General features: G+C 45.4%; 8 protein-coding genes and 1 pseudogene. 2 read left to right on the top strand and 7 right to left on the bottom strand.

The genetic code is table 11. The features are described 5' to 3' along the window. Window positions 1-8: 8 nt before the first annotated feature. The 3 genes from BVU_RS05095 to BVU_RS05085 all read right to left on the bottom strand — a co-directional run bounded on the left by BVU_RS05095 (window position 9) and on the right by BVU_RS05085 (window position 9944). Window positions 9-3218: a SusC/RagA family TonB-linked outer membrane protein gene (locus BVU_RS05095; RefSeq protein ID WP_005850211.1), complete on the bottom strand. Its 3210-nt coding sequence runs from the start codon at window positions 3216-3218 to the stop codon at window positions 9-11. Between the two features lie 438 nt (window positions 3219-3656). After that, window positions 3657-5585 carry a glycoside hydrolase family 97 protein gene (locus BVU_RS05090; protein WP_041174518.1) on the bottom strand — a complete coding sequence of 643 codons (1929 nt, stop codon included), beginning with the start codon at window positions 5583-5585 and terminating at the stop codon, window positions 3657-3659. Between the two features lie 132 nt (window positions 5586-5717). Further along, window positions 5718-9944, bottom strand: coding sequence for a two-component regulator propeller domain-containing protein (locus tag BVU_RS05085; RefSeq protein ID WP_011964998.1), 4227 nt, complete (start codon window positions 9942-9944; stop codon window positions 5718-5720). A gap of 279 nt (window positions 9945-10223) precedes the next feature. Between BVU_RS05085 and BVU_RS05080 the strand changes: the two genes are divergently transcribed. Both BVU_RS05080 and BVU_RS05075 read left to right on the top strand, forming a co-directional pair. Further along, window positions 10224-11759, top strand: coding sequence for an arabinan endo-1,5-alpha-L-arabinosidase (locus tag BVU_RS05080; RefSeq protein ID WP_008666664.1), 1536 nt, complete (start codon window positions 10224-10226; stop codon window positions 11757-11759). A gap of 23 nt (window positions 11760-11782) precedes the next feature. Beyond that, complete coding sequence (locus BVU_RS05075; RefSeq protein WP_005844374.1) at window positions 11783-13762, top strand: alpha-L-arabinofuranosidase C-terminal domain-containing protein; 1980 nt, start codon at window positions 11783-11785, stop codon at window positions 13760-13762. A gap of 801 nt (window positions 13763-14563) precedes the next feature. On the opposite strand, the gene BVU_RS05070 is transcribed toward BVU_RS05075, so the two are convergent. From BVU_RS05070 to BVU_RS05055, 4 genes and pseudogenes are all read right to left on the bottom strand, one after another. Continuing rightward, window positions 14564-16126 (bottom strand): sulfatase family protein, encoded by a 1563-nt coding sequence (locus tag BVU_RS05070; RefSeq protein WP_011964997.1) that lies wholly within the window; start codon window positions 16124-16126, stop codon window positions 14564-14566. Window positions 16127-16273: 147 nt separating this feature from the next. After that, window positions 16274-17329: a tRNA 2-thiouridine(34) synthase MnmA gene (mnmA, locus tag BVU_RS05065; protein ID WP_011964996.1), complete on the bottom strand. Its 1056-nt coding sequence runs from the start codon at window positions 17327-17329 to the stop codon at window positions 16274-16276. A gap of 2 nt (window positions 17330-17331) precedes the next feature. Then, on the bottom strand, window positions 17332-17802 hold the full coding sequence (locus tag BVU_RS05060; RefSeq protein WP_005844381.1) for a virulence RhuM family protein: 471 nt from the start codon (window positions 17800-17802) through the stop codon (window positions 17332-17334). A 171-nt stretch (window positions 17803-17973) separates the two neighbouring features. Next, window positions 17974-21222: pseudogene (locus BVU_RS05055) on the bottom strand (glycoside hydrolase family 2 TIM barrel-domain containing protein); the annotation flags it as partial. Window positions 21223-21382: the final 160 nt, after the last annotated feature.

Here is a 21382-nt window from a genome sequence, read left to right as displayed (position 1 = left end):
TTTAGTGATTAGAAAGTGAAATGAACGCCACACATGAAGGTACGTGCGGTAGGATAAGAACAGAAGTTATATCCCGGTGTGAAGGTACCTCCTGCATAGTCCACATTGTAACCTTTGTAGCCGGTAAAGGTGTGCAGGTTCTGTGCCGACACGTAGAAACGTACATCCGATACGTATTTGCCAAACCATTCGTTGGGGAAGTTGTAGCCCAGTTCTATATTGGCAATTTTCCAATAAGCTGCGTTCTGAATTTTGCGGTCGCTGAAGAGATCGTTCCAGGCCAGGCTGGCACTGTTGGTGACATAGGTACGTGGTACGCTGGAAAGATAGGTGCTGCCGTCTTCGCTGAAGCGATTGGCGTCGAGCATGGCTACGTCTTTGTTGCCCCAGCCATAGCAAGAGTTCAGAGAGTTGTGGATGTCGTCGCTAACATGATAGTTGAGTGCACCGAACGTAGCGATGCTCAGGTCGAAACGTTTGTATTCGAAGCGGGCGTTCAAACCAAAATTGATCTTAGGCATACCGCTGCCCAATACTACCTGGTCATTGGCATCTACCTTTCCGTCAGGCTTTCCGTCGGGACCGCTTACGTCCTTATAGAGGCAGTCACCAATTTGGGCGCCTTCTTGTGTGGCATGGTTGTCCAAGTCAGCTTGTGTGCGGGCGATGCCATCATAAACCCATCCGTAGAATTTGCCGATCTCTTCACCTACGTTGGTGATGTAGGCGCCGGAGATGTATGAATCGGTACCGAAGCCCAATGAGGTTACGCGGTTACGGACAGTACTTAAGTTAGCCGACACTTCATACTTGAAGTCGTGGTCTCGGTTGCGGTAAGTAGCTGCAAATTCGAAACCTGAATTGTTCATCGAAGCGGCGTTCATTGTTACGGTGGTATTGGATACACCGGCTTGTTCGGGAACGGGAACAGCATAAAGCAGGTCTTCACTGGTGTTCTTGTACCATTCGGCAGTGAATTCCAGACGGTTGTTGAACAAGGCGAGGTCGATACCCACGTTGTAGCTTTTCTTCTTTTCCCAAGAAAGGTTGTTGTCTACGAAAGTGGAAATGGCAGAACCGGTGATGGGCGTGTTGCCAAAGCTATAAGTCATGTTATTACGTGCCATTACAGCCTGATACATGTATTCACCAATGTTTTCGTTACCGAGCTCGCCATAGCTGGCACGTACCTTGAACATGTTGACAATGTTTCTGTTGAAGGGGAAGAAAGACTCCTTGTCGAAACGCCATCCCACAGAAACAGAGGGGAAGGTGCCCCAACGGATATTTTGGGACAAGCGGGAACTGCCGTCGCGGCGCACGGTTGCCGAGAACAGATAACGCTCGTCGTAGTTGTAGTTGATACGCCCGATGTAGGATAGGAGGGTGTGTTTGTATTCGAAGCTTTCAGCGTAAGTGTTGGCGGCATTCTGGAGTTGCAGGAAGTAAGGCTCGGTGAAGTTGACGCCCCAGCCTGTCAGCAAGTCGGTGTTTTCTTCTTCGTAAGTCTGGCCGGCTACCAGGTTAAAATGGTGTTTGCCGACGGTGGCATCATAAGTCAGCACGTTTTCAATCAAAGCATCGGCATAAGAGCGGGTAGCTTTGGTGAGACGTTCGTTGCTTTTGGCCAGATAGACACGGTTGCTCTGTACCCATGCAGGAATCCAGGTGAAGTCCTTGCAATGGGTTTTGCTGTAAGAGAGATTGACTTTATAGTTGAGCTTGTGGTTTTTGCTGTCAATACCGATCATTTTCAGGAGATCCACATCGGCAGAGGCTGTTCCTACAAAGCGGTCTACACGGGTATTGCGCTTTAACAGGTTATTGACCAGCAAGGGGTTGGAAGCTGAAATGTCACCATGTACGGTGTCGTAGTAAACACCATAACCATAAGAGTCATAGTTGAAGTTATTGGCGATCCCTACCAGATTGTCAAGTACCCAAGTAGAGTTGTCGTAGGCTTTGATGGTGGGTTGCATCAGCAAAGTACCACGCAGTATGTTGGTTACGTCTCCATACAGACCTTGAACGTATTCGGAAGCGTTTGACAAACCCATGTTGTCTTGATCGGAGTGAGAGTAAACCAGGCTGGTATGGAACTTGATGAATTTGGTGTCCATCGTGTTGTTGACACGCGCCGTGTAACGTTCGTAGTTGGGACCGGCGCCTTCCAGTGTACCTTTCTGGTTGTAGTAATCTAATGAAACGTTATAAGTATTGTGGGCACCGCCACCGGAGAGGTTCACATTGTGATTTTGACGGATACCTGTTTTGAACACTTCTTTAAACCAGTTGGTATTGGTGTTATCCTGGAAATGATATTTTCCGGTGGTACTGTCCAGCTTGTAACCGCCGGGCAGCGGAGTGTTGGAGTTGGCGCATGCCTGACCGATGTACTGGCTGTATTGGTCGGCATCCATTACGTCATAGACACTACTGGGAATGTAGTCCATACCTACGTACCCATTGTAGTCTACTTTCAGCGGTTGGTCTTTCTGACCGCGTTTGGTAGTGATGATGACCACACCGTTGGCTGCACGCGAACCGTAAATGGCAGCAGCCGATGCATCCTTCAGAATTTGGATGGTTTCAATATCGTTTGAAGAGAAATCGCGGATGGAAGTACCCATGGGGACACCATCGATAACATAAAGAGGAGAAGTGTCACCAAAAGATCCGACGCCACGGATACGGACGGTAGGGTCGGCACCGGGCTGCCCGTCGGAAGTGACTTGTACGCCTGATACTTTACCTTCGAGCATGGTGGAGATATTGGAATGGGATGTCTGTTTCAAGGCTTCCGTGTCTACTACAGCTACAGAACCGGTCAAATCGGATTTCTTTTGTGTGCCATAACCTATGACAACAACTTGTTCCAGCATCTGGTTGTCGGGTTGCAATTGGATGGCTTCAATGATAGCGCGGTTACGAACAGCTACTTCGCGTTCCTTGTAGCCTACATAGCTTATCGAAAGGATAGCGTTTCCGGCAACCTCCAGTTGGAAGTTTCCGTCCACATCGGTAATGGTTCCACCTTGTCCTCCTTTAATTCTGACAGTAGCTCCAGTCAAGGGCTCACCTTGTTCATCGATAACTTGACCGCGAACCTTGATAGCCGGAGATTGTGCCACGGTAGCTATAGCAGGTGTGGGATACACCATCATGCCACCCATAGCACACAGACTAAGCATTACGGAAAATAATAAATGTTTCCTCATTTTTTTAAGTATTAAATTAGTAGATTAAATTGTTGCTGATGTATTGAATTGAGATGTTGGATTATTGTACAATCCAATGTTGAATACTCTAGGTAGACAAACCACAGAGTTTATAAATATGCTGGAGCTATTCTTCATAATATTTAAGATTAGGATTAGACTTTAAAAGCAGGGTTCTCTTCCGAAAGATTGAGCACCGATTGCATGACAAAAGTATAATTTACACCGTAAACAGGGGTGGACAAACGGTTTTATAGGGTGGACGAATGGATAATGGAAAAAATGTATTTATTCCGCTTATAGTTTGCGTCTTTTGGGGGTGGTGAGATAGGCTTAGGAGAAGGCTTTTTTTATATAAAGTCATGTAGCCGGACAACCTGGTGAAGGACTGTCCGGCTACATAAGGGATAAAATACAAATAAAATTCTCTGAAAGGAATTATTTCACAAGTAAAAATCCTCCTTCCGCCTGCATCGTAATGCTGACTTCATCATTCTTTTTTAATGTTATCTCTTCAGCGTGAGGATTTAGTTTTTTATCGTCCTGATAAAGCATCACTTTATCTCCTTTAGTACACATGGGAAGGTTCAACTTTAATTTCAGCGGTTCTTTTTGTGCATTGATTCCGGCTATGTACCATTTATCGGCATGCCGACGTGCCAGTACTACGTATTTGCCCGGATAGCCGTCAATGAATCTTGTTTCGTCCCATGTGGTGGGAACTTGCTTCATGAAATCCAAACAAACTTGGGGGGCATCGGTCAGGTTATTAGGCGCCAACGCAAAATTCTGAATAGGATTTTGGAATAAAACGGCTGTTGCCAGTTGGAATACATCAGTGGTCTTGCGTATGTTTCCGCCGTCATTGTTGCGGTTGAGGCGTTTGTTGAGGAATGTGCCACCAAACTCCATGCAACCGATGGTGTTGCGGATAAATGGATGCAGACAGGCATTAAACGCTTCTTCATCGCAAAAATGTTGTTGGAAAATCAGGTTTTCCGATGCGAGCACGGCTTCGCTTCCTACATAATTAGGATACATACGCTCCCATCCCCGAGGAAGGGTACAGCCGTGGAAAATGACCATCAGTCCATTATCATCCGCATCGCTCAGGATGGCTTCGTACAGACGCATGGTTTCCTGCTTGTCACCTCCGAAGAAGTCTACTTTGATTCCTTTTACTCCTATATTATGCAGCCATTTCATTTCCTTTTTACGGATAATGGGATTGTCCATGTAATTGGTAGGACCTTGCACTATATCATTCCAGTAGCCGCTGGAACTATACCATAAAAATACATCTACATTTTTACTGTGTGCATAGTCTATGAAGTCTTTCATACGTTCACGGCCGATGTTGGTATCCCACCAGTTGTCTATCAATACATATTCATATCCCATGGCGGCAGCAAGATCTACATATTTTTTCTGATCGTCGAAATTGATGCTGCCATCTTGCCAAAGTATCCAACTCCAGGTTCCGCGTCCCATTTGGTATGTATGCTCCGTTGGGTAAAGAGGTTCCACGACATCCCATGGAATCGTTGTTTCTACAATGGGCTTCAGGTTTTCGCCTACAGTAATAGTACGCCAAGGAGTGGAACCGGGCAATGCAAGACCGGGAGATGCCGTACCGTTACCGTTGTTTTCTTCGGGCATGGGGAAAGCGAGGGTATAAAGTCCGTCGGCGGTGGCATCGCTCAGGTGTGAACCACAGTATTTGCTGTCTACTCCGGTTTCACTGATAAGTGCCCAGCCATTTTCTCCTACATGGAACAGACAAGGAAATGTGTAACCGTGCCCATATTGTGAACGTACATTCATAGGAGCGTCAGCCTTATATTCTTCCTCATAGCTGGGCTTGGTACGTTTCCAACCTATCATGGCGTCACTTTGCGGGCACAGGAAAGTAGTGGTGAAGGAGGGGAAGTCAAAACCGGTAGTTTCTTTTTCTATCACGATGCTTCCCGTATCGCCATATTTGGGCATTTCGTAGCGGAAAGCAATATCGTTGTTGCTTACGCGGAATATTATATTTATATTTTTCTTTTCTTTATTGGTAAAGGTGCATGTAAGTTCATTGGCTTGATAATGAATTTGTGATTGTTTGATACGGTCTTGTGTATAGGTCTTATCTATTTTATTCTCTTTTTGTCCGGTGAAAGTCATATCTCGGCTGAAGTCCCCCACATTGGCAATGAAACCTAAAGGTGAATCTTCCAGGATGGTCTTGTCCTTATAGGTAACGGAATAAACGGGGATACCCTGTTTTACGGATACATTTACTTTCAAAAAGGAATCGGGTCCTGTAACTGTAGCTTGTTGGGCAAAAGCTGACATTGTAGTGATGGCAAGCAGCCAAGTCATAAATTGTTTTTTCATGGGTATTAAATATGCTATTATAATGTAGAGCAAAGATAATTTATTTAGCGAGGTGAGAGCGTAGAAAAACGGAGCATTTATGGTATACAATCCGTTCATTTTACGCTCTGGAATAAGTCAGTCGGTTCCATTCTCCATCATCGAACTGGGTGTTGTTCCGAAATGTTTTGTAAAGCAGCGTGTGAAGTATTTGGGGTCATTGAATCCCACTTCGTATGCTATTTCGGATATGTTCATATTGTGCGTCAGCCGGTTACGGATAATAAGTTCCCGCGCAAGATTCAGCCGGTAGTTACGCATGAATTGTCCGGCAGACTGTCCCGTCAGATTTTGCATTTTTTTGTTCATCAAACTTTTGCTTACCCCCATTGCTTCGATGAAATCGCTTATTTCGTAATAGGAGTTCTTATAGTTTTCTTTCACAATCTGCATCGCCTTGTCCAGGAATTTCTTGTCACTGGATTCTTTTTCGATATTCAGTGCATCCACATCCATACTGTATGAGAACTTTTGTTGGAAACGTTTGCGGTTTTCCAGTATATTGGATATCCGGGCCAGCAGCAAAGTATCATCAAATGGTTTCAGCAGGTATTCGTCTACACCTATACGGAAGCTTTCGATGCGCGATTCGTTGGATGTTTTGGCTGTGAGCATCAGGAAGGGGATATGTGAGATGGCGAAATTGGATTTTACCCGGCGGGACAGTTCCATACCATCCATGACAGGCATCATCAAGTCACTGACTATGAAATCCACGTTCTGGGATTGGAGCACAGTCAATGCTTCTTCACCTTGGGATGCTTCGAGCACGTTATAATATTCGGCCAGAATGGAACGGATATAGGCGCGCATATCTTTGTTGTCTTCTACTACCAGAATCGTCAGTTTTCCATTGGTGGCAGGTTGCAAGGCCAGCGGAGATTCTACCGGTTCTTTAACTTGCTCTGTTGGTGCGGGCAGACTGTCTGCATCGGCATATTGCAAAGGAAGTAAAATACGGAAAGAACATCCTTTGCTCTGATTATTCTTGGCACAAATTGAACCTCCATGCAACTGGACAATTCGTTTGCATAGATAGAGGCCGATTCCGGTCCCGCTTTGTCCGTTGATAGAGGAATGCGTCTTGTTTTGTGATTGGTAGAAGCGGTTGAATACTTTGTCTATCTCTTCTTCGGGCAGTCCTGGCCCCGTATCCCGGATACAGATGAACAACTTTTCCTGCTCTTCCTGGCGGAAGGGGGTGGCATAGATGGTAATTTGTCCTCCTTTGGGGGTAAATTTCAAAGCATTTCCTATCAAATTGACAATCACTTTATGCATGGCATCCTCATCGTACATGATTTCACATGAAGGAAGGCGGAAACGACGTTCGATGGTTATTCCTCTTTCGGATGCATATGCGTCGAAGGGAACCAGCAGTTCATTGAGTAACTTGGCAAAGTTGCCCGGGTTGCGGACAATTTCCATTTTCCCTGATTCTACTTTGCGGAAGTCCATTAATTGGTTGACCAGTGAGAGCAGATATTTTGAGTTGCGCTCCACAAAATGTAATTGTTCAATGACTTGAGGATTGTAGCTTAGTTTCAATGCCCTTTCTATAGGTCCTACGATTAATGTCAACGGAGTACGGAATTCATGGGTGATATTGGTGAAGAAGGCGAGTTTGTCAACCGTCAATTCCTGTACTTTCTTTGACATTTGTATCAGTTGCCCTTTTTGTTTGGTTATCTTTTCGTTTTGCTGTTTCAATAGTTGGTTTTGACGATAGAGCTCGCTTGCCTGAGTGGAAAGCAGTTTTTTTTGTTCTTCCAGTTCACGGGTACGTTCCTCTACTTTGATGTGGAGCATTTCTTGTTGTTCTTTTAACGAACGAAGCCTCCATGATAATACCTTATATATAAGGAAAGATAGAAGAACCAATATGGACAGAATGAACCAGATGGTTTTATAGAAATAAGGTGATACGGCAATGTGGAGTTCTGCCATTTCTTCCAGCCATTGTTTGTCGTCGGGGGCATAACGCAGTTCGAAAGTATAGTTGCCGGGACGCAGGTTGGTATAGGCGGCTTGTCGCCTGTTGGCCGGCACTTTTATCCATTTGTCGTCAAATCCTTTCAAGCGGTAATAATAATTGGCGAATGTCGATGCATCATAATCCAGTGCGGCAAATTCAATATAGAGAGATTTGTCGCGTTCGTGTAACTGTAGGGTGCCGTTTGTGTACAATCGTTCTTCATTGGCCACACGAACATGGGTGAATGCCAGAGGAACAGCCTCCTTGGGATTTGTGTCTATGACCGGTTTGACTACAGACAGCCCTTTAGTACTTCCTACATACAAATCTCCATTGGCGGCACGGCATATTGCGTTCCAATAGAACTGGTTGGATAATAGTCCGTCTTTCCGGGTATAGTTGAAGAAGCTGTTGTTGTTAGGATTGAAGCGGGAGAGTCCGTTGGTGGTGGTAATCCAAAGATACCCTTCTTTATCTTCCGATATGCAGCGGACACTGTTGTTTATCAGTCCGTCTTCGGTGGTGAAGGAGCGGAAGGTATATTCTCCGTTTTCTGTTGGTGAGGATTTGTAGAAACCATATCCGTTGCTGCCTATCCATAGGGTTCCGTCTTTAGACTGGGTGATGTAGGTTACCCTTTCCTTCAACTTTGATTCCGGTTCGTCCAGCTTGATCCTCCAGAGTTGATAAATCAGTCTGGGGGCTTTCAAACTGCTTAGATCTATTCGGCAAAGTCCTTCTGTAAGTCCCAGCCACAGGTGGTTATCCTTATCTATATAGTATCCTGTACAGCCTTCAATTCCACCTAGGTTCATACCCTTGAATGGTTCGGTGAGCGTTTGTGTTTTCAAGTCGTAAACATAGATATTGGTACTGGTTCCCACCCAGATGGCATTATTCAAGTGGTCATAGCAGATACTTCCGGCCCATCCCCATGAGAAGTCTCCGTATTCGGGTATTTCTATGTGGTGGAATTGTTTGTTCTGCGGATTTTTCATGTCTATCCATCCTATGCCTCCTCCCCAGGTTCCTATCCAGAGCCTTCCATCGTTATCGCTGGTAAAACAACTGACGGTATTATGGCTTAGGTGGGCGGGTGCATCAGTGGTATAGTGTTCAAAAGTGTTGCTGCCGGGAGCCCGCCGGTTTAAACCTCCTTCTACGGTTCCTACCCATAAAACACCCGACGGGTCTTCATAAATGGCATTGACGGGATTTTGGGAAAGACTTCCGGGAATGGTGGGAATATGATAATAGTTTTGTACCAACAGCATCCGGCGGCTCATCTTGTTCAGCCCTCCCACTTCGGTTCCTACCCAGATAATGTCACCATCGGTCAGCAGACAGTTTACGAAGTCACAGTTCAATGTGTTTTGTACAATTTCTCCTTCTCCGGTATCTTTATTTATCCGCTCAAAATTGTCTGTCAACGCATTATAAAGGTTTATACCTTTTAGGGTGGCAACCAGCATGGTATGTTCTCCTGTTTCTGCTATGTCTGTGATAAAGTTTTGGGAAAGCGAGTTGTTGTCATTCGGATCGTACATATAATGCTTCATCAGTTCCGTATCCATATTGTATCGGAAAAGGCCTTGTGCGCTGCCAATCCAAATTTCATTTTCTTTCCGGCAGATTACTTGTATGGACACACCGGGTAATTGCAGGGCAGATGAAATGAATGTGGGTTCCTGTACTTCCATAGCCGATTCTTTGATGCGGTAGATACCGTCTTTGTAGTTTATCCAAAGATAGTCTTCCACCTCACAAATAGTCCGGATGGATTCTCCTGCCGGCACTTCGCATATTTTAATGATCTGTCTTATATTTCCTTGTTTGCCAAAGGTAATTTTGAATAAATTGTTTTCCGAACAAACCCAAATATTTCCCGCTTTGCTATGGAGAATGAGATGGGAGGGGCGGTTGCACAGTGAAATAAGTTTGTCTTTCGTATCAGCGACTTGTACAGTCTGCATGGTTTGTATATCCAATATGTCAATACCCATTTCACTGACAGCCCAAATACGCTTGAAGTTATCCTCACACAGTTTGTTTATGAAGTTGCTTCGTAGTTTGGTGTGGGTGCTTCCCATATTGAAGGCGGTAAATTCATAACCGTCATAACGGGCGATTCCTTCCCCACGGGTGGCAATCCATAAAAAGCCCTGGCTGTCTTTCAATATATCGTCCACGAAGTTGTGAGGAAGTCCTTCATCCATCGTAATAGCGGTGACGTTATAGCGTTCGGACCATTTTCCGGCGGTCCCTTCAGCTTGTATAGACAGGCTCGACAGAAAGATGAACAGAGCAAATAGCAAAGAATGTCTTTTCATAGTGTGTAGTTCATTAATGACGTAAGAATATACCATTATGGAAACAAAGATATACCTTTTCGTTTTTCCTTAAAAACAAACAAATCATTTTTATCCCTCTGCTGTACAAATGTCCACCCTTTAAGCGATATTGTCCACCTGGCGAGCTTTTGGTTGCAGCTATATTTGCATTAATAATAATTAGTCAATGTGTCAATGTGCCGATTGGCTGCGCTATATGCCACATGGCCATTGACAAATTAGTACATTAGCAAATGGTCATATAATAAACAAAATACTATGGAACAGCAATTTTTTCCTCAAAGATTATTCATGGACATGAAGAGGTTAATAATAAATAGGTTGGTTGGTTTAGGCCTGTTGGTCGTAGGGGCATTGGTATCATGCAATGCACCTACGGCTTTCGTGCCTGTTCCTTCACCGAATCCTTGGGTGGATGATTATACCGCCCTTTCGTCTATGGAAAATTACAAGCAGTGGGGAACGTATAATGTACACGATCCGGCCTGTAAAAAAATAGGGGATACCTATTATATGTATTCCACTGATGCTATCTTTGCCGAGAACCGGAAAGAGGCGGAAGAGAAGAATGTACCGTTAGGTTTTATCCAGGTACGCAAATCAAAAGATCTGGTACATTGGGATTTTGTGGGATGGGCCTTTCCCGAAATACCTGCTCCGGCTATAGAATGGGTCCATAGTCAGGCGGAGGGAAAAGGGGCGACTAACATTTGGGCTCCCTTCCTGATGCCTTATCAGGGTATTTATCGTTTGTATTATTGTGTATCGGCATTCGGCAGGAATACATCCTATATCGGTATGGCCGAGTCGGATTCTCCCGAAGGTCCCTGGATACAGAAAGGGTGTGTGGTCAAGACAGGGGAAGGGGATGCGATGAATGCCATAGATCCTTCTGTTATTGAGGACCCGGAAACCGGAAAGTGGTGGATGCATTATGGCTCTTATTTCGGCGGTCTGTACTGTGTGGAACTGAATCCCGAAACAGGAATGACTAAGCAGTCGGAGGATCATGGGCACTTGATAGCACGCCGGGCCAATTACCGGAAAGACAACTTGGAAGCGCCGGAAATCATGTATCAGCCGGAACTTGGCAAATATTATCTGTTTACATCCTACGATCCGTTGATGACTACCTATAATGTACGTGTCGCTTATTCCGATTCTCCCGAAGGACCTTTTGTGGATTTCTATGGAGAGGATATAAAAGATACAACGAATAATGTTCCCATATTGACAGCTCCTTATCGCTTCGAAAATCATCCGGGATGGGCGGGAACGGCTCATTGCGGTCTTATTGATGCCGGTGACGGCCGTTATTTTATGGCTCACCAGGGACGTCTCTCTCCTCAGAACCATTTGATGGATCTGCATGTGCGTGAAGTGTTCTTTACTGTGAATGGATGGCCCGTGGTTTCTCCCGAACGCTATGCGGGTACTGCTCCGCGCTCTTTCACTAAAGAAGATTTGGTAGGTGAGTGGGAAATTATCCGCATTCAGGAACCACCTTTGGAACGTAGCTTGGAGGCCGGTCAGATATTGTGGGGCGAAGGAGACTTGCGGAATGGTGAGCAGGCATTATCTGCCCGTGTCGTTTTGGAAGCAGATGGCAGTGCGGGAGATGCAGTATGGGGGTTTAATGCTAAAAAACAGCTTCTTACTATAAAAACAGCGACAGAAGATATTAACAATTTGATTATCTTTGCCGGACACGATTGGGAAAATGAGACAGAAACCATTCTCTTTACTGGTCTGGATGCTCAAGGGCATTCTGTATGGGGAAAGAGAATTAACTAATAAAAATTAATAATATTACTATCATGAAATTACACCGAACTCTATTCACGGCATGGGTATTTGCTGCCGGAGTAGCGCTACATGCACAGAATGCGCACAACATGGTCGTGCAGACCAATAAACTTGGTGCGGAAATACAACCAACCATGTATGGTTTGTTTTTTGAGGACATTAATTATGGAGCCGACGGAGGATTGTATGCCGAACTGGTAAAGAACCGTTCATTCGAATTCCCGCAACGTTTTATGGGGTGGAATGTTTTCGGTAACGTGACCTTGATGGATGACGGGCCGTTTGAACGAAATCCGCATTATGTCCGTCTGGGTAATTCCGGGCACAGGGAAAAACATACAGGGATTGAAAACGAAGGTTTCTTCGGTATAGGTGTCAAGGAAGGAGCCGAGTACCGTTTTTCCGTATGGGCACGTGGTGAGAACCAGAAACTTCGCATTGAATTGATCAAGAATGATACGATGGAGGAACGTCAGGCTTTTGAGTCAAAAGAACTGACAGTGAACTCGAAGGATTGGAAACAATATGAGGTGATATTGAAATCGCCGAGAACGGAACCCAAGGCTCATCTCCGTATTTTCCTTGAAAGTGCGGGAACGGTGGATCTGGAACATGTTTCTCTTTTCCCTGTGGATACTTGGAAAGAGCGTAAGAACGGTCTTCGCAAGGACTTGGTGCAGGCTTTATATGATATCAAACCCGGTGTTTTCCGTTTTCCCGGTGGCTGTATTGTGGAAGGTACGGATGAGGCTACCCGTTACGAATGGAAAAAAACAGTAGGTGCGGTAGAGAATCGTCCGTTGAATGAAAACCGCTGGCATTATACGTTCAAGCATCGTTTCTTCCCCGATTATTTCCAGACTTACGGACTGGGCTTCTTTGAGTATTTCCAGTTGTCGGAGGATATAGGCGCCGAACCGTTGCCTATTCTGAACTGCGGGCTGGTATGCCAGTATCAGAATGACCCCGACCAGCAGGTCAGCTTGTCCAAACTTGATTCGTATATACAGGATGCATTGGATCTGATTGAATTTGCCAATGGTGATGTTACGACTACTTGGGGAAAAGTTCGTGCGGATATGGGACACCCTGCTCCCTTCAACTTGAAGTTCTTGGGTATTGGTAACGAACAATGGGGACCGGAATATCCGGAACGTCTGAAACAGTTTGTCGAGGTGCTTCGTAAGGCGCATCCCGAAATCAAGATTGTCGGCAGTTCGGGACCTCAGTCTGAAGGTAAAGACTTTGATTACTTATGGCCGGAAATGAAAAATCTGAAAGTGGATTTGGTGGATGAGCATTTCTATCGTCCCGAAAGCTGGTTCCTGGCACAAGGTAACCGTTATGATAATTACGACCGCAAAGGTCCGAAGGTCTTTGCCGGAGAATATGCTTGTCATGGAAAAGGCAAGAAATGGAACCATTTTAATGCTGCTTTAATGGAAGCTGCGTTCATGACCGGACTGGAACGCAATGCCGATGTGGTACACATGGCTACTTATGCGCCTTTGTTTGCTCATGTGGAAGGGTGGCAGTGGCGTCCGGATTTGATTTGGTTTGATAATCTGAATTCCGTCCGTACTTGCAGTTACTATGTACAACAGTTGTACAGTCATAATAAAGGCACGCATGTATTGCCGTTGACAATGGATAAAAAAGCTGTGAGCGGTCAGGAAGGACAGGATGGTCTGTTTGCCAGTGCCGTATGGGATAAGGATGAAAAGGCTTGTATCGTGAAAATTGCCAATACTTCGGATAAGGCACAACCGGTATCAGTGACTTTCAACGGATTGAAGAAGAGTGATAAACTTGTGGAAGGTAAATGCATCACGCTCCAGTCTGCCGATTTGGATAAAGATAACACGGTAGAGCATCCGAATGTCATTACTCCGAAAGAAAGTGATGTTACGATTGAGGGTAATGTACTGAATGTAGAGATGGCGCCCAAGACTTTCGTGCTTTATAAGTTTGTTAAGGCAAGTAATAAGTAAAAGATGAATCATTCCTTTAAATGCTAACACAGAGGATAGAGAAACATAAAGCAGCCGAAGGGCTGCTTTATAATCCCAATTGCATCCGGAACTTTTAAAGGAAATGTATACCTGTCTCCCTTGGTTGTACCAAGGGAGTTTTTTTGATTATACGTATATTGTCATCTTGGATTTTTCACGGTATTTTGCTGTAAATCAGTAATGTACCGTGAAAATACATTCTAAATCCCCCCGAAATGGTTTGCCATTCTCCGCTGCCAAATTTGGTTTGACGGATATCGGTTGTTCTGATTCCTGTGTCATAGCTACGGTTGTTCCATTGCAGGGGAGCGTCATAAGGCGTATTTTTGTTCGGGTGCGTTCATTGCTTCACTAAGGTGAAGAGGCAGCTTCGCTTAGGTGAACAGCCGCTTTCACCCAAGTGGAATAACTGCTTCACCTGGGTGAAATATCAAATGGAGTGAGGTGAAGGTATGATGAGAATAGGTTCTTCTGATGCCTACGAGCTACCGGGAGGTAACGAGGGGCTGATTTTACATTCTGTCCGAGAGCATCCCCGAAGCAGATGTATTTCGCCACCGGCATACCGATTGAGGAGGTTTTGAAAGACTGTTGCACGGGAAGTTATTGGTAATGAGTGAGTTGTTGTGATGGAATGCTTTTGTGTTTTATGTAAATGAGTCAAAAGTGATTTTTGTTGTCGTTATGTTGTATGGGCGGGCTCATGGGCCTGCCCATACGGTGGAACATTTGATGGTTATTTCGAATTTTTGAAATATCCTCTTATTGGATGAGTCCTGTTTACATCTTTATTCTCTTATTGCGTACTTGCCTCAGAATGGTCTGCAACTCAAATACTTTCTCAGGATACTTTTCTGCTACATTCTCTTGTTCGCTCACCTTTTCCATTTCATATAACTGGGGAACGTTCAGGTTTCCGGTTTCTATTTTTTCTGCTTTCATAAAGGTAGTGGGATCATCATTCGGTTCAATGTATTTCCAGTCTTTGGTACGGACGGACAACGTGTGGTTCATGGATTGTTCCACAATCCAGGGGCGGTCTGTCTTGTCGGTTCCTATCAGATTCCCTAAACGGTCATAACTGTCCGGAGCGCTGCCTTTAGGTAATCTGGCGTTGATCAAAGCTCCTAAAGAGGCTAGCCAGTCAATCTGTGACATTAATACGTCCGAGTCTCCTGTCTGTTTTATCTTCTGTGGCCAGCGGACAATGACCGGAACGGCTGTTCCACCCTCGAAAGCGCTGTATTTGTTTCCTCTCCACGGACCGGAAGGTGTATGTCCGTTCAACAACTCTTCTGCCTTGTCCTTATATCCGTCGTCTACAACCGGACCATTGTCGCTGGATAGAATAATCAGCGTGTTTTCAGTTAGTCCAAGTTGGTCCAATGTTTCCATCAGCTGGCCTACCGTCCAGTCGAATTGGGCGATTGCGTCTCCGCGTAGTCCCATAGGATTCTTTCCACGGAAGCGGTCATGGGGAAAACGAGGAACGTGTACATCATTGGTTGCAAAATACATAAAGAAAGGCTCGTCTTTATGCTGTTTGATAAAGTCGATGGCATGAACGGTGATGGAATCGGCAATGTTCTCGTCTTTCCAAAGTGCTTTTCCGCCCCCTTTCATAAATCCGATGCGGCTGATACCATTGACGATGGACATGTCATGTCCGTTGCTGGGATGTAGGTTATACAGTAATTCGGGATTATCTTTGCCGGTCGGTTCTCCCGGAAAGTTCTTGGTGTAACTCACTTCTATGGGATCGGACGGATCATAGTTGGCTACCTTGCCGTTTTCTATAAATACACAAGGTACACGGTCGGCTGTAGCGGCCATGATATAGTGATAGTCAAAGCCTAAGTCACCTAAAGCGGCTGGTAAAGGAGCATTCCAATCCTGTCCGCCTGTCTTGTCTCCCAGGCCCAGATGCCATTTGCCGATGGCGGCTGTAGCATATCCGGCACTTTTAAACATGTCTGCCATGGTGTATTGTTCGGGACGGATAATCATTTTTACATCTCCTGCGGCAATGTCCGTGTCCGGTCTGCGCCATGCATATTCTCCTGTCAGCAAGGAGTAGCGGGATGGGGTGCTGGTAGCGGCTACGGTATGTGCATTAGTAAAACGAATGCCTTCCGATGCCAGTTTGTCAACATGGGGAGTTTCTACATTCTTGGCTCCGTAACATTTTAAATCTCCATATCCTAGGTCATCTGCCAGAATAACGATAACATTGGGCTTTTTGGGGGCCTGCGTACTGTTTTTTTGAACGGTTTCTGCTGTTGCAGAGGTACAGGCGGCTAATGAGGCAAGTAAGGATATGCCTGCATAATTTCTACTTTTCATCTCTATTTATTTAAGGTTTGATCCGGATACATGTCTATTTTCACTTTCCGGTTTCTCGACCTGAAGGTGAAGAACGACGGAAAGTTATCAAGAAAATCTTGAAGCAGCAAAAAAGAGGGCCGAAATATGATTTGAAAGTGTCTGGAATTAGATGATAATGCCCCCACCCAGTACTACATCATCCCTATAGAAAGCGGCTGCCTGTCCCGGAGCAATGGCTGTCAGCGGCTCGTGCAGTTGTACATGCAGGGTGTTATCCGGTTGCAGGGTTACTGTGCAGCGGTTGGCTTGTTTCCGATAGCGTATTTTGACGATGATGTCGTCCTTGTTTAGTAATAAAGCGGGATTGGTGATGTGCCATTCTTTCAGTCTCATTTCTGTTTTTTCCAGTGCTTTCAAGTCGCTCAGTATGACTTTGTTTTCTGCCGGAATGATTTCTTTGACAAAGACAGCCCGGTTAAGATCTATGCCCAATCCTCTCCGCTGGCCGATGGTATAGAAAGGATAACCTTTGTGCCGTGCGATAAAATTCCCCATTTCATCGAAGAATTTACCCGGTAGGATACTTCCTTCAGGTAATTCCTTATGCAGGAATGTGCGGTAGTCCATGGGGCAGAAGCATACTCCCAGACTGTCCCGTTTATGGGCGGCTTTCAGAAAACCACGCTCTGCCGCGATTTCACGGACACGGGCTTTAGTCAGGTTGCCCATAGGGAGAAGCATACGTTGCAGGATTTCTTGTGGCAGCCCCCATAGGAAAAAGGATTGGTCTTTATCCGGGTCGACACCGGTAGTGATGTGATAGCATCCATTGATGAAGCGCCGGCGTACATAATGTCCTGTAGCGAAGTGATAAATTCCCATTTCATCGGATATTTTCTTCAAAAGAGGCCATTTCAGGTAGTTGTTGCACAAGGTACAGGGAACCGGGGTATGACCTGCCATATATTCGTTGATGAAATAGTCAATGATGGTTTTCCGGAAGGTGTCACGAACATCGTATGTGAGATGGGGAATGTTCAGACGTTCACATAAAGCGCGGGCGTCCTCCAGATACTCAGTATCATTTTCTTTTTCATAAAAGCGGAAGGTGATGCCGGTTACTTCGTATCCTGCATCCTGCAATAGAAGGGCGGCTACGGAACTGTCTGTTCCTCCGCTCATGCCTAGTAGGACTTTATTATTGGATTCTGTTTCTCTCATCTTTATAGCAGTTTTGTGAGGATAGATGCCGGAATATCCATTTTGGAGAAGGCAAACAGTTTCTTTCCCAAATCTTTCAAAGAGGCTCCGATGTGATATACGTCGGATTGGTCTATAATAAGAAAACGGTCATGTGCCTGGCTATTAGCCCATTGGCGGAATTGGATTCCTCGTTTCGTATTTACACGGTATCCTACTGATATAATCACATCTAAATTATAATATTCTAAGTTACGGGTAATCTGTCTGTTGCCTTCTTGGCGAACTGTTCGGAAATTCCGAACGGTTGAACTTTGGATTAGTTCTTCTGATTTATAAATGTTCTTTAGATGCTCGCTTATATTGGCTTTGCTGGATTGGAATAGTTCTACTATTTGTGCCTGGGTCAGCCACACTGTTTCATCTTCAATGCGCACTTCCATCCTCACTGATTCATCCGGCTGGTAGAGTATGATTTCTCCTTGTTGTTCCATGTGTTCGATTTTTTGAGTACAAAGCTAGCAAATATAAATCAGACTGATCTTGTTTTCAGGTTATAATTGAAATGTAGGATGGGAAATGAAACTCCGATGACAATCTATATGATAGTGCCATCGGAGTTCTGACATACTCTTCTTATTAAGGAAGGAATGCTTGCTATGTTTTTATTTTACCGGCATCAATGTGAATCCCCAATGATATTCCTTATTGGCGGGTAGGGTATGTTCCGGCAGAGGGCGGTCTCCCCAGCTGTCATAACCGGCTACACCTTGTTGCTTCATATCAATACATACTTCCACAAAATTACGTGGGGTGATATCATTGACATGTGTCATGCGGCGTATTACATTTTTAGCTTTTTCCTCATTATGGTTAGCAACTTCTTCGGGAGTGAAGTTAGTCCACTGACGGGGACGGCTGATAGCTTCTTCCGAGTCAAAGTCCTCTACGGAGTTGCGCAGGGCATTGAATCCGATAGTGCTGTCGGCACGTATTAACAATCCTTTTCCGCCTTTGCGGGTCAGTTCTACCCAACGGGTGTCGGTGCGGTGTCCGTTTTCTTGCGGACGGACATAGTTGTTGGTGTACATCTGGTCGGCTGTAGTGCGGTAGAGATCAACGAAGCTGCTTGCATTACGGTCGATGTAGTTTTCACCCGGTCCGCGTCCGAAGTATTCTACCTGGTTCATATCGGATGGCAAATGGAAACGTACACCGATACGTGGTACGTTCAGTTTGGAAGAGGCAAGGCGTTGAGCATCCTGTCCCGGTGTGAAAGTGGCCATTAAGGTAGCTTCTGATACTTCCGTGTCGGCAGCCTTCATATCGGTAGAAGTAAAGGTGATGCCTGCATGAACCACACCGTCGGGATAGATGGTATATTTCATGATGTACAGATTGCCTGCCGCCAGTAGGTAATTGACTGTTAATACGGTCTTGTTGCCGTCTGTTGTTGTGGTAACATCTGCTACATTGAAATTCTTGCTGGACTGTTTCCATATTTGCTCGCGCTTAGGGCCACCGTTACCATAATCATTGTCCGTCGGTGCGCGCCAGAAGTTAGGCTGAATACCAAAACCTTCAGCGAAATATTCTGTACCGTTTACTTTGTATGAAGTCACGAGTCCGCTTTTCTTGTTGAAAACGAACTGCATACGTGGTGATAATACGGTGATGATGTCACCATCCGTGCTGACGGTAGTCTTGCCGCTTGCTTTATGTCCGGTCATAGCCAATGGTTCTATGGGCAGGCGGAATTGTTCGGAAGCAATATCGTGTCCTGCAGGAATCAAGGGCTCCGGTTCTGTGGTGGTAACTACAAAATCTACAAAATATTCTGTGCCGGCCTTGGGTTTCAATCCGTTGAGGTTGATGTTCAGTTCTTTGGAACCTTGCGGTTCGATATCTAATGATACTTTTCCGCCTTTGATTGTTTTTCCGTTTGCCTTTACGGTATAACTGATCATATACTTTTTCAAGTTGGTGAAGTAGAAACGGTTTTTTACCAGGAATTTGCCGGCAGCCGGGTCGATGGCTTCGAAACCTACATTCTGATGTGCATATTTCACTTCTGTCATGGCCGGATGCGGAGTGCGGTCCGGAGCTACGATTCCATTGCATAGGAAGTTTCCGTCGCTGGGTGCATTGGTCCCGTAATCACCTCCGTAGGCCCAGTAGGTACGTCCATTTTCGTCTGTTTCCAGAATACCTTGGTCTACCCAGTCCCAAATGTAACCGCCTTGCAGGTTCGGGTACTTGTAGATTGCTCTCCATTGTGCTGCCAGATTACCATTGGAATTGCCCATAGCGTGTGAATATTCGGATGGTGCGATGGGACGGTCGCTGCCTTTCTTGCCTATTTCTTCCAGCCAGGCGGCACTGGGGTATTGGGGTACATACATATCTGTGTTCCATTCCCAAAGGGCGCGTTCATAATTTACAGGACGGTTCATGCCTTTTACTTCGCGTTCTTTCAGCCATAAATAGGTCTGATAGAAATTATAACCGTTTCCGGCTTCGTTTCCTAATGACCAGATGGCTACAGAGGGATGGTTTTTGTTACGCTCGTACATATTAATGGTACGGTCCATGTGCGGCTTCAGCCATTCGGGATGGTTGCCCAATGTTCCGCCCCGGCTTAAGTTATAATACATACCGTGGCTTTCGATGTTGGCTTCATCATATACATAGATACCATATTCATCACACAATTCATAGAACTTGCGGTCTTGCGGATAGTGGCAGAGGCGCACGCTGTTGATGTTGTTCTGTTTCATCAGGGTGAAGTCCTTGCGCATCAGCTCTTCGGGAACATAATGTCCTGTTTCGGGATTATGTTCGTGTATGTTTACACCTTTCAGCTTGATGGGTTGGCCGTTGACGAACAAGCAAACGTATGGTTTGCCGTTTTCGGCTATCTGATCGGTTGGTTTGATCTCGAAACGGCGGAAACCTACCGTATAAGGAATGATTTCGCTTGTTTTTTCTCCGTCTTTCAGAGATATCAGTAACCGATACAGGTTAGGGTGTTCTGATGTCCAGGTCTTGACGTTGCTGAGGGCGGCTTCAAAAGAGATGCTCTTCTGCCCGTCTGCTGTAACAGGACAGGGGGTGTTACCTTCTGCAACCACTTTCTTTGCGGCATCCAGCAATTCGTATGCTACGGTTACCTCTTTGTTGGCTGCTGTATGGTTGGTTACGTCCACATTCAGTTTGAAGATACCATTCTTATAAGTGTCGTCCAGTGTAGACACCACATTGAAATCTTTGATGTGGGTTTTGGGCTGTGAGAACAGGAATACATCACGTTCAATACCGCTCATGCGCCAGAAGTCCTGGCATTCCAGATAAGAACCGGTACTCCAGCGGAATATTTTGATGACCAGCGAGTTTTTGCCGGGTTTCAGGTAGTTGTTGATTAAGAATTCTGCCGGATTCTTGGAGTCTTCGCTGTATCCCACTTCCTGTCCGTTGACATACACGTATACACCGGATTTTGCTCCTTCCAAACGGAGGAATATGTCGCGTCCATCCCAATCGGCGGGAATTTCGATATCACGCTGATACACACCGACCGGATTGGTTTCGGGTAACTGCGGCGGTTGTGGATTTCTGGGTTTGAATTCGTATCCATGATTGGTGTAGATGGCCACTCCGTAGCCCTGTACTTCCCAGTTGCCGGGTACTTTAATCTCCTTCCAGGCTATGTTGGCATCCGGTTGCTCAATGTTGGCAGGCAGATCTTTGTATGCATCTGCATAATAAAAGTTCCATGTACCGTTTAGTAGTTTGTAATAAGGGCTGTTCTCATACTCGCCGGTCAGTGCCTGGTTCCGGTTGTCGTAAGTCATGAAAGCTGTGCGTGGATATTCCTTGTTGACGGCTACGGTCTGAATATCTTTCCAATAAGGTAGTTTTGTATCTTCCGCATGAAGAACTTGTGTTGAATATGCGCATACAGCAGCGCTGATCAGGAATTTAAATAAGGTTGTCATTTTAGGTTTCATAGGTTCAAATAGAAAAATGAAGAAGAAAGGGCGCTAGTACCGGCGCCCCTTTCCTTAAGTCCTTTTA

The organism is Phocaeicola vulgatus ATCC 8482, assembly GCF_000012825.1.
Classification (GTDB): domain Bacteria; phylum Bacteroidota; class Bacteroidia; order Bacteroidales; family Bacteroidaceae; genus Phocaeicola; species Phocaeicola vulgatus.
Note: the sequence above shows the minus strand (reverse complement) of the source record. Positions and strands in the feature narration are given on the sequence as shown.

Excerpts from the sequence above, each read along its gene's own strand:
- BVU_RS05095 (WP_005850211.1), bottom strand. The coding sequence starts at position 3,218 with ATGAGGAAACATTTATTATTTTCCGTAATGCTTAGTCTGTGTGCTATG.
- BVU_RS05090 (WP_041174518.1), bottom strand. The coding sequence starts at position 5,585 with ATGACTTGGCTGCTTGCCATCACTACAATGTCAGCTTTTGCCCAACAA.
- BVU_RS05085 (WP_011964998.1), bottom strand. The coding sequence starts at position 9,944 with ATGAAAAGACATTCTTTGCTATTTGCTCTGTTCATCTTTCTGTCGAGC.
- BVU_RS05080 (WP_008666664.1), top strand. The coding sequence starts at position 10,224 with ATGGAACAGCAATTTTTTCCTCAAAGATTATTCATGGACATGAAGAGG.
- BVU_RS05075 (WP_005844374.1), top strand. The coding sequence starts at position 11,783 with ATGAAATTACACCGAACTCTATTCACGGCATGGGTATTTGCTGCCGGA.
- BVU_RS05070 (WP_011964997.1), bottom strand. The coding sequence starts at position 16,126 with ATGAAAAGTAGAAATTATGCAGGCATATCCTTACTTGCCTCATTAGCC.
- mnmA (WP_011964996.1), bottom strand. The coding sequence starts at position 17,329 with ATGAGAGAAACAGAATCCAATAATAAAGTCCTACTAGGCATGAGCGGA.
- BVU_RS05060 (WP_005844381.1), bottom strand. The coding sequence starts at position 17,802 with ATGGAACAACAAGGAGAAATCATACTCTACCAGCCGGATGAATCAGTG.